This window comes from Lysinibacillus sp. BPa_S21 (genome assembly GCF_023337795.1).
In the GTDB taxonomy this organism is placed as follows: domain Bacteria; phylum Bacillota; class Bacilli; order Bacillales_A; family Planococcaceae; genus Lysinibacillus.
The window spans coordinates 235,574-249,964 of the sequence record NZ_JALIRS010000001.1 but is presented as its reverse complement, the minus strand read 5'-3'; the positions used below and the strand labels follow the sequence as shown (position 1 = coordinate 249,964).

13 protein-coding genes are annotated in these 14,391 nt (G+C 37.8%); 1 reads left to right on the top strand and 12 read right to left on the bottom strand.

Going from position 1 to position 14,391, the window contains the following annotated elements:
* Positions 1–426: 426 nt before the first annotated feature.
* From MOK21_RS01185 to MOK21_RS01175, 3 genes are read right to left on the bottom strand one after another with little or no spacing between them, the layout of a single operon-like run.
* Complete coding sequence (locus MOK21_RS01185; RefSeq protein WP_249072038.1) at positions 427–1,941, bottom strand: ABC transporter permease/substrate-binding protein; 1,515 nt, start codon at positions 1,939–1,941, stop codon at positions 427–429.
* A complete protein-coding gene (locus MOK21_RS01180; protein WP_249072036.1) occupies positions 1,934–2,899 on the bottom strand; it encodes an ABC transporter ATP-binding protein in 966 nt (321 codons plus the stop codon). Before MOK21_RS01180 ends, MOK21_RS01185 begins: the two co-directional genes overlap by 8 nt.
* Positions 2,900–2,944: 45 nt before the next feature.
* Entirely contained in the window at positions 2,945–3,145 is a 201-nt protein-coding gene (locus MOK21_RS01175) for a hypothetical protein (protein WP_249072033.1), read from the bottom strand.
* Positions 3,146–3,772: 627 nt separating this feature from the next.
* On the opposite strand from MOK21_RS01175, the gene MOK21_RS01170 reads away from it, so the two are divergent.
* The gene (locus MOK21_RS01170) at positions 3,773–4,498 is read left to right on the top strand and encodes a glucosaminidase domain-containing protein (protein WP_249072030.1); all 726 of its coding nucleotides are present in this window, start codon (positions 3,773–3,775) and stop codon (positions 4,496–4,498) included.
* A 65-nt stretch (positions 4,499–4,563) separates the two neighbouring features.
* On the opposite strand, the gene MOK21_RS01165 is transcribed toward MOK21_RS01170, so the two are convergent.
* The 9 genes from MOK21_RS01165 to MOK21_RS01125 form a co-directional block, all read right to left on the bottom strand.
* Complete coding sequence (locus tag MOK21_RS01165; RefSeq protein ID WP_249072029.1) at positions 4,564–5,391, bottom strand: C40 family peptidase; 828 nt, start codon at positions 5,389–5,391, stop codon at positions 4,564–4,566.
* The gene (locus MOK21_RS01160) at positions 5,388–6,173 is read right to left on the bottom strand and encodes a serine hydrolase (protein ID WP_249072027.1); all 786 of its coding nucleotides are present in this window, start codon (positions 6,171–6,173) and stop codon (positions 5,388–5,390) included. Before MOK21_RS01160 ends, MOK21_RS01165 begins: the two co-directional genes overlap by 4 nt.
* Positions 6,174–6,180: 7 nt before the next feature.
* Positions 6,181–7,113 carry a S66 peptidase family protein gene (locus tag MOK21_RS01155; protein WP_249072026.1) on the bottom strand — a complete coding sequence of 311 codons (933 nt, stop codon included), beginning with the start codon at positions 7,111–7,113 and terminating at the stop codon, positions 6,181–6,183.
* Positions 7,110–8,057, bottom strand: coding sequence for an ATP-binding cassette domain-containing protein (locus tag MOK21_RS01150; RefSeq protein WP_249072024.1), 948 nt, complete (start codon positions 8,055–8,057; stop codon positions 7,110–7,112). The genes MOK21_RS01155 and MOK21_RS01150 overlap by 4 nt, the downstream gene beginning before the upstream one ends.
* Positions 8,047–9,102: an ABC transporter ATP-binding protein gene (locus MOK21_RS01145; RefSeq protein ID WP_249072021.1), complete on the bottom strand. Its 1,056-nt coding sequence runs from the start codon at positions 9,100–9,102 to the stop codon at positions 8,047–8,049. Before MOK21_RS01145 ends, MOK21_RS01150 begins: the two co-directional genes overlap by 11 nt.
* 15 nt (positions 9,103–9,117) lie before the next feature.
* On the bottom strand, positions 9,118–10,092 hold the full coding sequence (locus tag MOK21_RS01140; protein WP_249072019.1) for an ABC transporter permease: 975 nt from the start codon (positions 10,090–10,092) through the stop codon (positions 9,118–9,120).
* Positions 10,092–11,036, bottom strand: a complete 945-nt coding sequence (locus MOK21_RS01135; protein ID WP_249072017.1) for an ABC transporter permease — start codon at positions 11,034–11,036, stop codon at positions 10,092–10,094. Before MOK21_RS01135 ends, MOK21_RS01140 begins: the two co-directional genes overlap by 1 nt.
* A 324-nt stretch (positions 11,037–11,360) precedes the next feature.
* Positions 11,361–13,184, bottom strand: coding sequence for a peptide ABC transporter substrate-binding protein (locus MOK21_RS01130; protein ID WP_249072015.1), 1,824 nt, complete (start codon positions 13,182–13,184; stop codon positions 11,361–11,363).
* 126 nt (positions 13,185–13,310) lie between these two features.
* Positions 13,311–14,378, bottom strand: a complete 1,068-nt coding sequence (locus MOK21_RS01125) for a dipeptide epimerase (RefSeq protein WP_249072013.1) — start codon at positions 14,376–14,378, stop codon at positions 13,311–13,313.
* Positions 14,379–14,391: the final 13 nt, after the last annotated feature.

Here is a 14,391-nt window from a genome sequence, read left to right as displayed (position 1 = left end):
CGAGCTGATATCCATTTTAATCCACATTTAGCTCCGAAACAACTTACCCTGGAAGAAATTGTACTATTGAAGTAATGACCATCCAAATATTGTTTATTGAATAATTCAATCTTATTTTTCAATTTCCATTATTTTTCATTTCCAATCTTTGTTAAGTTATTTTCATAGAATAATAATTAAAATTGAACTAAAAAAAATGTACAGCTATTCGTTGTCAGAAAATAAGTAACATATACCTATGAAAATAGTCGTATGTTAATCTCGTATTTTCACCTTGACGATTTGTAGCTGCGTCACGCGTTCACGGATAAACATAGCGCTATCACATCACCACCCGTTTCAAAATCTGTGATAAAAACGTAACAAAAAAGCTAGATAAAAGATATTCATCTCTTTTCTAGCTATTTGTATCATATTATTTTCGTCTTACAACAATTCTGCCTTTATTAAATATTCGCGTGCCACGTCCTCTATATTTTGACCTTTAACATTTACTTGATAATTCATTTCACGCATCTCATCATCTGTTATTTGATTTGCCAGCTTATTTAAGGCAGTTTTAACCTCAGGATATTTCTCTAATGTCTCTTTTCTTAGTAAAGGAGCGCCTTGATACGGCGGAAATAGTTGCTGATCATCCTCCAAAACTTGTAGATGATATTGTCTGATTTCACTATCTGTTGAATAAGCGTCTAATACATCAATATTTCCTGATTCGATCGCCTGATATCTAAGCTTTGGCTCCATCGTTGTTATGTTGGAAAGTATAATACCATAACGCTTTTGAATTCCTAAATAACCATCTTCTCGATCATTAAATTCCAATGTGAAACCGGCTTTGATCGTTTCTTGAATAGGTTTAATGTCAGAGATTGTTTTCAAATGGTAGGTTTCAGCCATTTGCTTTGATACTGCCAGTGTATACGTATTGTTATATTTCATCGGACTAAGCATCACCATGCCAAACTTTTTCTTCATTCCTTCTTTTGCCTGATTATAAACATCTTCCTGATTATTATTGATGGCTTCCTCTTTTAAAAACTCTGAAATTGCCGTTCCAGTAAATTCTGGATATATATCGATGCTACCAGATTTAAGTGCATTGAATACGAATGAGGTCTTACCAAGCCCAGGTTTTAATTGCACCTTTAAGTCTGTTTCATTTTCAATAAGCAATTTATACATATTGATTAGAATTTCAGGCTCAGCGCCAAGCTTCCCTGCAATGACAATTTCTTCTTTCTCTTTGAAGTTTAGTAGCGGGAAGATAATCATTAATACGGCCACAACACTTAGCATACTCAATGCCGTAAACGTGCTTTTAAAGGAAAGTGATTCTAGCTTTTTCAGTAAGAAGTCGAACACCAATGCTAAAAACGCTGCAGGAACAGCACCTAAAATTATAAGAGCTGTATTATTTCGATCAATACCAAGTAAAATGATATCCCCTAATCCTCCCGCCCCGATTAATGCTGCTAAAGTTGCCGTTCCAACGATTAATACCATGGCTGTTCTAATTCCCGCCATAATAACAGGCATAGCAAGAGGCAATTCTACTTTCACTAATCGCTTTCGCGTATTCATCCCCATAGCCATCGCTGCCTCTTTTAAAGACGGATCTACTTCATTTATCCCAGTAAATGTATTACGTAAAATCGGGAGGAGTGCATAAACAACTAAGGCAATAATTGCAGGTACTTTGCCGATGCCAAACAACGGAATCAACAACCCTAATAATGCTAATGAAGGGATTGTTTGTAAAATCGCACTAATACCAATGATACTTTCTGCTATTTTCTTTTTATTTGTTAAATAGATGCCTAGAGGAATAGCAATGACTACTGCAAGGAATAGTGCAATAAAGGAAATTTGAATATGCTCTAATAAAGATGCCAACAGTTGGCCTTTTCGTTCACTAAACACTTCAATAAAATTAGCCATTTTGATTACCTCTTTCTAGGGAATCTTGCGCTAAATACAGAAGCATAGATGCTCTTGTGACAACACCAATTATTTTCCCTTTATCTTCCACAACTAAAAATTCATAAAGAGCTAATTTTTGTAGAATGGTTTGTAAAGAATCTTTGTAAGAAATAGTGTTCTCTTGATTGCTCTGAATAGCCTCATCAGCAATTGGTTCAATTACCGTTTGGATATGGAAATTATTTATCTCATACTCCTTTATCCCAACAAATTCGCGAACAAAAGCATTAACGGGATTTTGTAGGATTTCATGTGGAGTACCAATCTGTACAATCTCTCCATCCTTCATTACACATATTCTATCACCTAATTTTATGGCCTCCTGCATATCGTGCGAAACAAAAACGATTGTTTTTTGTATCGTTTGCTGAAGCTCAAGAAGATCATCTTGTAATTTTGTACGGCTAATCGGATCTAAAGCACTAAAAGGCTCATCCATTAAAATGATTTCGGGATCAGCCGCTAAAGCACGAACAACACCTACCCTTTGTTGCTCACCACCAGAAAGCTCTTTGGGCTTGCGCTGACTATATTTATCCGGTTCAAGTCCAACCATATCTAATAGTTCACGCACTCTTTGCTGGATTTGAGGTTTACTCCATTTCTTCAATTCAGGAACAACAGCTATATTTTCTTCAATCGACATATGGGGAAAAAGTGCAATTTGTTGAAGAACATAGCCGATATTCCATCGCAACTCATGAATGTTGTAATCGCTAATTCTTTTACCATTAATTCGGATGGTTCCTTCTGTTAAAGGAATTAAACGATTAATCATCTTTAATAATGTTGTTTTTCCACAGCCGCTAGGTCCAATAAGAACAAAAAATTCTCCTTTGTTGATCTCTAAATTAATAGATTTCACTGCGACTTGGTCATTTACATATTTTTTTGTGACATGGTCAAATGCTATCATTGTATAAGCTCCTTTTTTAGAGAGACATCGTATTACTATCATTATTCACCGACTAAATGGTTCTTCGGCAAATCGAGTGGTTGATTTCCGATCCCACTGGGCGCTTTGTTGCTGTCGCTTCGCTTTCGCTACAGAAAACATTTGTTGCTGTCGCTTCGCTTTCGCTACAGAAAACATTTGTTGCTGTCGCTTCGCTTTCGCGCAGATAAAACAGTGTTGCTGTCGCTTCGCTTTCGAACAGAGCAAAGCTTTTCCTACACTACAATCAACTAAACCCTTTACCCGCATTTCTTGATTTTTTGAGAACGTACTATGTATATTAACTTAATGTTTGAATATAGAAATAAACTACTATTTTAACCCTCTTCATTTCATATACGTTAAACATTGTAGGTCTAGAACTATCTCTTTTTTTAGATTCACTATGTTCCTTTTTATTTTTCACTAACTAAAGTCATTTCAAACTTATTTTTTTGTTCTACATCATAACTTTGGTCCTCTTGACGCTCTACTCTATTTGCCTCATAATTTCCATAGAAAATCGTATTCCTTTATTGAATAATAAAACTATTATTCAATAAAGGTCCCTTCAAAATGTATAGCCTCATCAATGTTAATATCTCATTTTTTTGTTTTTTTGAGTAGCTATTGCTATTTTAATGACCTTTTATTTCTAAAAGGTGCTGGTAATTAAGGAACTAAATAAAGGATTTTTCGTTCTATTTATGATGTACTCTATAAAAGTAAACTGACTTTTTTTCTATATAAAACTCTTAATATGAACTTCGTTATGGAAATAAGAAAGGAGGAAGATGTTGTTATACCCAACATCAATCAACAATGAAATACATCATTAATTTTTTTAAAGGCCTTATGATTGCTGTTATTGTTATCTGTATTTCGTTTTTTATGGTGACGCAACTATTCAATACGAATGAGAATGTAGAGCCTGAGAATGTTGTTGAAAATCCTAGTGTAGAAGAGTTCATTGGCTCTATCGCTGAAATTGCTCGGAAGCAAGGTGCCGAAAATGATTTGTACGCATCAATTATCATTGCGCAAGCCGTTTTAGAAAGTGAACATGGACAAAGTGGTCTTGGATCTGCTCCAAATAATAATTTATTTGGTATGAAAGGTAGTTACCAAAATAACTCCGTTACATTGGAAACATCTGAAGATGATGGTTCGGGTAACATGACAAGGGTAATGGCTGAATTTCGCAAATATCCTTCCTATGAAGCTTCCATTCAAGATTATGTGAAATTAATGCGTAATGGGGTTTCATGGAACAAAAATTTCTATGCAGGCGTTTTTAAAAGCAATACGAAGTCCTATACAGATGCTACGAAGTTTTTAACAGGCTCCTATGCAACAGATTCACAATACAACGAAAAACTTAATGCAGTAATAGCAAAGTATGATTTACAACAGTATGACAGCCCCGTCAAAGATAAAAAGACAATTACCGTAGCTGATGGTGACTCTCTTATGCATATTGCAGAGGCTCATAATGTTAAAGTTACGTCCATTAAACAATGGAATCAGCTTCGATCTGATAGAATTGAAGCCGGTCAACAATTAAATATTTATAAATATTAATGAAAAAAATCTCCATGTGCAATTTTGGACATGGAGATTTTATCTTATAAAAGAATAAATTTAAATTAATGTGTATACCTACAGAATAAACTGCCCACAGCGGTAATGGTGGTTGCCAAATCTTTTCGGTATTGCTCATGCTGTTCGTCCAGACTATTAATAGTCACCTCGTTCCCACCAAGCGAAGAATGTACATAAAGGTGATCCCCTATATATAAGGCAATATGTCCTGGGAAGTATAATAAGTCCCCCTTTTGTATGTGCTCTAAAGATATTTCCTTGATTGGAAATCCATCTACGATTTTTGCATCCCGATAAATAGTTACCCCATTTAGCATATAGGCCATTGAACATAAACCCGAGCAATCAATACCTAGCGGCGATTTTCCTCCCCAGCGATAGGGTGTTGCTAAATAGCTAAGCGCTGTTTGGACAACATTTTCTCGTAATTGTTGCTCGGATAAGCTGTTTTCTGGAATCTTTTCTTGTAGCCATTTCTTACGTACATAACCAATCTCCCCCGACACTAATTGCACTGCTGCCCATTTGGGATCTAGCTCGTCAATAGTGATTGAACAGATGATGGAGCCTTTAACGAGCGTCATCATTTTCGCACTCTGAATTCGAGGTTGCTGCAAAACATCAGCGAAGCTTTGGATAATAAAATGATTTGCTTCTTGTCGCCAAGTATCTGTTTTTGTTTTATCAACGATGAAGTTATCTTTTTGACAAAAACCTTCATAGTGATAGGCGGTTTGGATGCGTACCCAGCGCTCATCTATGTCTTCCATGATTTGAACCGTCATTCCGTATAGTACTTCATCCACTAATTCGGAGGCTTCATCCGGCTTTGCATGTAAATTGGCAATCATTGATTTCACAATAGCATTCATTCTATCAACTCCTTCCGCTTCACCAAGCTCTCGTAAACAGTTTTGGAAATACGACCAATTAGCTGCCTTGCAAGATCATTATTCGTAACCTCTGTTACGAAAACGCCAATAAGATAATCCCCCGAGCTGCTGTATACAATCCCTGCATCATGATCTACTGTTTCAAGACCACCTGTTTTATGAGCAATCTTCACATCATCTACTAAATAACGCGTTAATGATTCGTGAATACGTTGACGCCTTAAAATATCTATCGTTAGCTCACTAAATGTTGGTGATAATAAGTCCCTGCGATAAATTCGAGTAAATAGCTGTGCCATATCACTTGCAGTCGTTGTATTATCAAAGCCTTGTGCAAGCCTTTCAACATCCATCATCTTACGTTGAATGGTTGTTTGCACAAGCCCAATTTGACGAAAGTATTGATTGAGTGCATCCATTCCTAGAAAATCGATTAGTACATTTGCTGCTGTATTATCACTCGTAATAATCATCCATACTAAAAGCTCATAGATGGTGCTTTGCTCTAAACGCTGCTCACTAATAATGCTAAAATCAACCCATTCTTCCGGTGCTATGTTAACCTCTTGCTCTAAAGATTGGTTGGTACTTTCTAAATAGTTCAAAACAGCAAGCAATATAGGCACCTTGATTAAGCTAGCACTAGAAAACGTTTCTTCTAGTTTCTCACGAATGAAAAATTGTTCCGTTTTACAATCTTTCACATACATACGCACATGATAGGGAGCTTTTTGAAGAAGCTGTGTGATTGTTTGCCTCATATTTCACCTACTCTATAACTTTTATCGTCTGATTCTCTGTGTCCATCGTTATAGTTCGACCTAGTGGCAGTGACATCGTTGGTAAACAGTGACCACAAGCTATGTCCTTGATGATAGGTTTATGGAGTGGACCTAAAATTTCTTGAAAAATAGTTTGTAGGGATAGGCTATGCTCTGGATGTTTTGGACTTTCAGGGCCGCAATTTGTCCATGCTCCTAATAAAATACCTGCCACATCATCTAGTTTGCCTGCTAATTTTAGCTGCGTAAGCATTCGATCAACGCGTTGCTCACTCTCGTCTACATCTTCTAAAAATAATATTTTGCCCTTTGTTTCAATTTCATAAGGTGTCCCAAGAGATGCGGTCACTAGTGTTAAGTTCCCACCAATAAGTTGCCCTGTCGCTTTTCCATCTACAAGCGTTGTCATTGTCCGTCCTGGTGGATTTTCAAGGCCGTAGTCTAAACGTTCTGTTGCCGTTACACTTTTAATAAAGGAATTCCAAGTATATGGATCCATCTCTGATCGAATAAATTCTGTAGAGGGCATTGGTGTATGATATGTGACAAAGCCACATTTTTGATTAAAAGCGATATGTAATGCCGTCACATCGCTATAGCCAGCAAATACTTTTGGGTTTGCCTTGATCATATCGAAATCCAGAAGCGGCAATATTTTCGTCGCTCCATAACCTCCACGTATACAGAAGATGCCGTCAATATTAGTGTCCCTAAACATTTGATTCACATCAGCGGCTCTTAGTTCATCAGAGCCTGCTAAGTAGCCATGTCTTGCCCTGCAAGTTTCCCCCGTAACAACCTTAAAACCTAGCTTTTCAATGCTTTTAACTGCTGGGAGAAATTTTTCAGGTGGTGTTGCACCCGAAGCACTAATAAGACCAATTGTGTCACCTTTTTTCAATGCCTTTGGAGAAATCATTTACGCACCTCCGTTTTTAGTGAAGTTCGGTATCTTTCCAATTCCTCTTCATTTGCCAATACAAAATGACCTTCCTCTATTTCGTAAAATGACGGTGGTTGAATATCATAGCGGTGCTGTGAAGGATCATAGATTTCTACGACTTTATCACGCTCCTTATAAGGATTCGGCTCAGGTACTGCCGACAATAATGCCCTTGTATAGGGGTGAACAGGATGAGCAAACAGCTTTTCTGTTTCCGCTAGCTCTACGATTTTACCTTTATAAATAACAGCCGTTCTGTCCGTAATAAATCGGACGACTGATAAGTCATGCGCAATGAATAAATACGTTAAATCATTTTGCTGCTGTAGCTTTGCTAATAAATTTAATACTTGTGCACGAATGGATACGTCTAATGCGGAAATTGGTTCATCCGCAATAATAAATTCTGGCTCCATTACTAGAGCACGTGCAATGCCGATACGCTGACGTTGCCCTCCTGAAAATTCATGTGGGAAGCGACTAGAAAACTCCGGTAGTAATCCTACATTTAATAGTGCATTTCGTACCTTTTGCTGACGCTCAGCCTCATTTTCAAAGTTTTTTGTATTAATAAGACCCTCTGAAATAATATAGTCTACTTTAGCGCGTTCATTTAATGATGCCATAGGATCTTGAAAAATCATTTGGATTTTCTGAGTGATTTCTCGATCCCACTCTCTCGATATTTTGCCATTTAGTTTCTTACCGTGATACAGAATTTGCCCTTCGGTCACTTCATTGATGCGCATAATCGCTCGACCAATTGTTGTTTTCCCAGAACCTGATTCACCTACTAAACCAAATGTTTCGCCTTTAAAAATATCGAAGCTAACATCATCAATAGCTGTAAATTTATGTTTGCCTTTACCAAAAACAACCTTTAAATTTTTAACTTCTACTAATACATCTCTATGATTCATGCGCGAATCGTCTCCCTTCCGCAAAAAAAGCTTGTAGTGCTTCAGGAGGCTCTACTTTTGGAGCGAGTGGATCTAATAGCCATGTACGAGCATAATGTGTGTCACTCACCTTAAAAAATGGAGGACGCTCGACAAAATCAATCTTTAACGCATATTGATTGCGAGGTGCAAAAGCATCTCCTTTAATCTCTTGAAAAAGATTTGGTGGAGTACCTTTGATAGAAAAAAGCTGCTCCCCTTTTGACCCTAGTTGCGGCAATGATGAAATAAGTGCCCAAGTGTAGGGATGCTTGCCATTAAAGAATATTTCATGTGTCTTACCCACTTCGATGACATCACCTGCATACATGACTGCAATACGATCGGCAACCTTCGCTACAACGCCTAAATCATGCGTTATATAAACGGTTGTGAGTCCATATTTTTGTTGAAGATTTTTTAAAAGCTGTAAAATTTGTGCTTGAATTGTTACATCTAATGCAGTTGTTGGTTCATCACAAATTAAAATTTGGGGCTTACATGCTAGCGCAATTGCGATGACGATTCGTTGACGCATGCCTCCGGAAAATTCGTGAGGGTATTGCTTATAGCGTTTTTCCACATCGTGAATACCTACATCTTTTAACAATTTTAAGGTTTCTTCGTATGCAGCTTTCCCCTTTAAACGTTGATGTAAATTCACGCATTCCTCAATTTGCTTACCAATCGTTTTAAGTGGATTTAATGATGTCATTGGATCTTGCGTAACCATGGCTATTTCTTTTCCTCGGATGCTTAGCCACTCCCGTTCGGTTTTAAACTGTGCTATATTGTGATGATTATAGATAATCTGTCCCTGATCAATGTAGCCATTTTTATCGAGCAAGCCCATGATTGACTTCATTAGAACGGATTTTCCTGAACCAGATTCGCCAACAATCGCCAGACTTTCACCTTTATATAAATCAAGAGAAATATTTCGAATAGCCGTTAGCACTCTACCACGAAGAGTAAATTTGATGACAAGGTTATGGATGGTTAAAATAGGCGATTTCGTTTGTGTCATTTCCATCAGGCCCCTTTATACGTGATTTTTCGGATCTGCTGCATCTGCGAATGAATTTCCTATTATATAAAATGCAATCGTTATGATGCTTAATACAATACTTGGAAAAATGAGCTGATATCTTAATTCTGGAGACATCATTAGAACGCGTCCTTCATTGATTAAATTCCCTAAAGACGGCTCACTAATCGGTAGTCCTAATCCAATGTATGTTAAAAAGACTTCTGAGCCTATTGCAAATGGGATAGCTAGACTCATTCGTAACATAATGACGGAAATGAGATAGGGTAATAGATTTTTCACTATAATTCGGTAATCAGGTGTTCCTAAACATTTTGAGGCTAAATTATATTCACGATCGCGTAAAATCACAATTTGATTGCGTATAAATCTCGCCATTTCTACCCAGCCCGTAATACACATGGCAATAATAATAGTTGAAATACTTGGCCGCAAAATATAGGACATTAAAATAAGCACGATTGTTGTCGGTATGTTATCAACGACGTTGTATAGCTGAGTGATGGGTACCTCTAATTTACGCGAAAACCCCCATATTGTACCGATTGTAATACCAACGATCGCCTCTACTATAGCAACGACACAGCCAATAAATAACGAAGTCCTTGTCCCTGCCCAAATACGTGACCATAAATCCTGCCCGATGGAATTTGTCCCAAACCAAAATTCAGCGTTTGGAGCAATATTACGTGCTTGAAGCCCTGTTTGCTCATCTAAATATATTTCAGTCGGTGATTTTTGCGCTGGTAAATACGGCTGTAAAATGGTGAAACCTACAATGATAAGCACACCCACTAATAGAAAGACAGCCATGCGATTTTTCAAAAAGGATTTCCATGTGGAACGCCAATAGGAATAATTAGAGTAGGCTGTTTCTTCAGCTTGGCGCTCATCTACTTCTGCAAACTCGAACAATGTTTCACGTGATCTGTCTGACATATTGTTTATTTCTTCTGAATACATTCCCATTAACGTACACTCTCCCCTTTCCCCAATTTAATGCGCGGATCGACCATGGCCATTGCAATATCACCTAAAATAAGTCCGATAATTCCAAGTGAAGAGAAAATAAGCACTAAGCCTTGTACAATCGCATTATCCTGCCGTTGGATAGCATCTACAAGCAAGCCTCCCATCCCAGGAATAGAATATAAGGATTCAATATAAATGGAGCCTATAATCGTATATAAAATGGTTGCAGGTAAATATTGCGCCATCGGAATAAAGGCATTTCGTAGTACATGTTTAAACATTAAAGTACGCTCTTTAACGCCTTTTGCTCTTGCTAGTTTGATATAATCCTTATTTAATTCATCTACCATATAACGGCGCATCCACATAGCATAGGAAGCAGTCGGCGCTAGCGCCATTGATATAAGTGGTAGAATCCAAGTAACAGGCCTATACTCATCAAAGAGCATTGGTAAATGGAAAATTTCTGTAATATACATTTGAATCACTAAATAATAAACAGCGGCTGGTACTGCAACTACAATGACAATATAGCCAGTTCCTAAACGGTCCAGCCAGCGCCCCTTCATCTGTGCCATCAATATTCCGAGTGGAACCCCTAGTAAAAGAGATAACGCAACTGCCCCTAAGCCAAATAGCAAAGAATACAAGATTTTATCTGCAATAATCGTGACGACTGGTACATCTGTTCGATATGTAACGGATTTACCTAAATCACCTTGAAACAGATTCGCGTAAAAATTTCCTAATTGAACAAGTAACGGGTCACGTAAACCTAAATTCGTTAAATATATCTCCTGTTGAGCAGGTGACATCTTATCTGCAGCTGCTCCTAAATAACCCTCTTCAGGCATTAACCGTAGTAATGAAAAAACAATCGTAATAATAATAAACAGCGTTAAAACTGATTGTAATAAACGTTTACCTATATACCCCAGCATCACATCATCCTCCTTCTTCAGAAAGACTGAAGGAGATGCCGACTATTATTCGGTATCTCCTCGAATCAATTCAAGCCTTGGCGTAATTACGTCCGGATTTTAATTGTACTCAGGTCTGCACGAGAGCCGACACGATGTCGGTCATTTCGGTAATGCCATAGGACGTGGCGTTTTTACCGATGCAGGTCAGTTAGCCGTTTTCGCAGAATACTTTTCAAAATCCATGACATCCGCCGGAGGTTTTATCTTCATTCAGTTGGTGAAATAGAAACCACACCTTAGAGTCTTCTGTATGAAGATAAATACTCAGCGCTTTTAGTTTTTTTATTTTGCTGCTTTAGCTAACGCATCGGCACGTTCTTGCTCCCACTTCGCTAAAGCTTCTTTAAACTCATCGTTACTCATTGGTTTATCTAAAACTCGCTGACCTTTAAATTTCTCTGCAGTCACACCAAATGGAGAGTATTGAGCTTCAAATGGATTTAATTTAGAGGCAACATAGCCGCTACCCCCTACCGAATAAGGAATGACAAATGCCTCATCAATTAAGAACGCTTCCGCTTTAGCAAACAGCTCGTAACGTTTTGCTGTATCGATCGTCGCTTTTGCTTCATCCACTAAGTTTTGATATTTTGATTTTCCATTTGCTTCTGTATAACCTTCAGCTAGCTCTGGTTTATTATAAGTACCGTCTGCAGTGAATGGATCCGTATATGTTGATGGATCAGCATAGTCTGGACCCCAGTTTGCTTCCATCAAAGCAAATTTACCAGGTTTACGAACCTCTGATAAAAAGCCAGTAGATGGTCCTGCTTCTATGATAATGTCAACAAAATCAGTACCTAATAATTTTTCAAGCTGTTGTTCAACCACTTGTGAACGATTTGCCCAATCTGGCATACCAGAGTTATAAGGCATTAACACTTTTACTGGGAAAGTAACTTTTCCATCTAGCGCTTTTTTTGCTTTTTCCTTATATTCCAATGCCTTCTCCTTATTGAAGGAGTCGTTTTTTGAAAGATCAGCTAATGGTGCTAACTGTGTATAGTCAACCCCTTTAACATTGACAAAGTTTTTAGGCGTAATGGTGTTGCTCAGCAAATCTTTTGGGTTATAAGGTTCTAAAGTTACCATTGCAGATACCCGGTCGAGCGCATGAAACAATGATTTTCGGAAATCTTTATTATTAACCGCTTTCTTCCAATTGTCAGGCTCATATTCTGTATCAAATTGCGGGTTAAAGTTTAATGCATAGAAATACGTATAGAAGTTATTTTGTGTTTGACGTATTTGTGATTTTTTCTTGTCGTCTTTAAACCACTCATCGATAACAGAGGTTGGAATACTGGCTGTATCGACTTCTCCTCGTAAAAATAATTCTGGTTCTACGGTAGCCGCTTCTTTATTGTATTTATAACGAATACGATCAATTAGTACTTGGTCTTTATCCCAATACTTATCGTTTTTCACAAGTACACGCTCATTTTGCGGTTCAAATTTATCTAAAACAAAAGAACCGTTATAAAGGATATTTTCATGAGTTGTACCGAAACTATCACCTTTTTCCGCTAAAAACTTACCATTAACCGGGAAGAAGCAGACATAATTCAACATTGAAAGGAAATAAGGTGTTGGTGCTTCTAAAGTGTATTCTACTGTATGTTTATCGATTACCTTTATACCAACCTTCGAAAAATCTGTCATATCTCCGTTATAGAATGCTTCCCCATTTTTTACGACCGTAGCAATCCACGCTGTTGAAGATTCATTTTTTGCATCAAGCACATAATGTAAGCCATCTACAAAGTCTTGAGCCTCAACATCCGCATACTCTTTCCCGTCATTTGTAACCCATTTTGCATCGTCACGCAGCTTGAACGTCCACACTGTGGCATCGTTATTTGACGACCAATCTTTAGCTAAGCTTGGTTGTACAACACCATACTTATCATACTCAATTAATCCATCAATTAAGTTCGCCGCTACAGCAAACTCATTGGTTTCAGAAGTCTTTAAATAATTTAGCGTTTTTATTTCTCCTGAATAGACAACGCGATACTCTGATTTTTTTTCACCTGAAGAGTCATCGCTACAGGCTGCACAAAGCATTACAACAAGACACACGAAAAGCATCCAATACTTCTTCATAATTTGCATCCCCCTAGTAATCTTATTTACCTACATAAAGTGACAGTAAATATCCCGTTTTAAAAAATATAAGCGGGAAAATAACTGTCTAAAAAGCCCGAATGTTATTGTCAGTCATTAACCCCCTCAACTTGAAAATCCTATCCCAACTGCCTCCGTCATCCTAATTCGATCATTTTCAAATAACGGACCACCAGCAATAGGATCTTTCAAACATAAACTTGGTCCGTCCAAATCTACCATCGTGATATTTTTCTGCGATGCGGCAAAATGTGCGGCGGCACTTACACTAATTTTAGTCTCAAGCATACAACCAATCATGCATGGGATGTCATTTGCCTCCGCAATGTGGCAAATTTTTTGAGCTTGATAAATGCCTCCAGTTTTCATGAGCTTAATATTAATCATATCTGCAGCTCTTTTCTCGATAATTTCATAGGCATCTTTAGCAGAGAAAACACTTTCATCCGCCAAAATATTTGTCAATGTATTAGCCGTCACGAATTGCATTCCTACTACATCATGGCAATGAACTGGTTGCTCAACCAATTCAACATTTGCACCTGCATCTTCAAGCGCGCCAATTATTTGTACTGCCTGTTTCGGTGTCCAGCCCTGATTCGCGTCAACTCGTAATGTTATGGCGTGTCCAACCGCATTACGAATAGCAACAACTCGCTCTACATCACCTACTGGATCTTTCCCCACCTTGATTTTTAAAATTTGAAAACCTCTTTGTACGGCAGCTAGACTATCCTTCACCATTTCTTCAGCATCATTTACACTTATCGTAATATCTGTTATTAATTCTTTCCGATAGCCCCCTAATAATTTATAGAGTGGTGTTTGATAGTGTTTCGCAAATAAATCATAAATCGCCATATCTACCGCAGTTTTAGCACTTGTATTTTGATAAATACTGCTGTCGATTCGCTCCATGATTTCTGTCAATTCTTCAATATCCATCCCGATAATGGCAGGCTTGATATACTCTTCTATTGCGCACGAAATAGATCCTAGAGTTTCGCCCGTAATGGCTGCAGTCGGTGCCGCTTCACCGATCCCTATTTGCCCATCATCCGTGTGAACATAAACGACAATATTGTGAATGCTATGCACGGTTCTCAGTGCTGTTTTAAACGGTGTTAGTAGCGGTGCCTTTACCTTCCCTACGACAATATTTTTAATTTTCATCCATTCACCTACC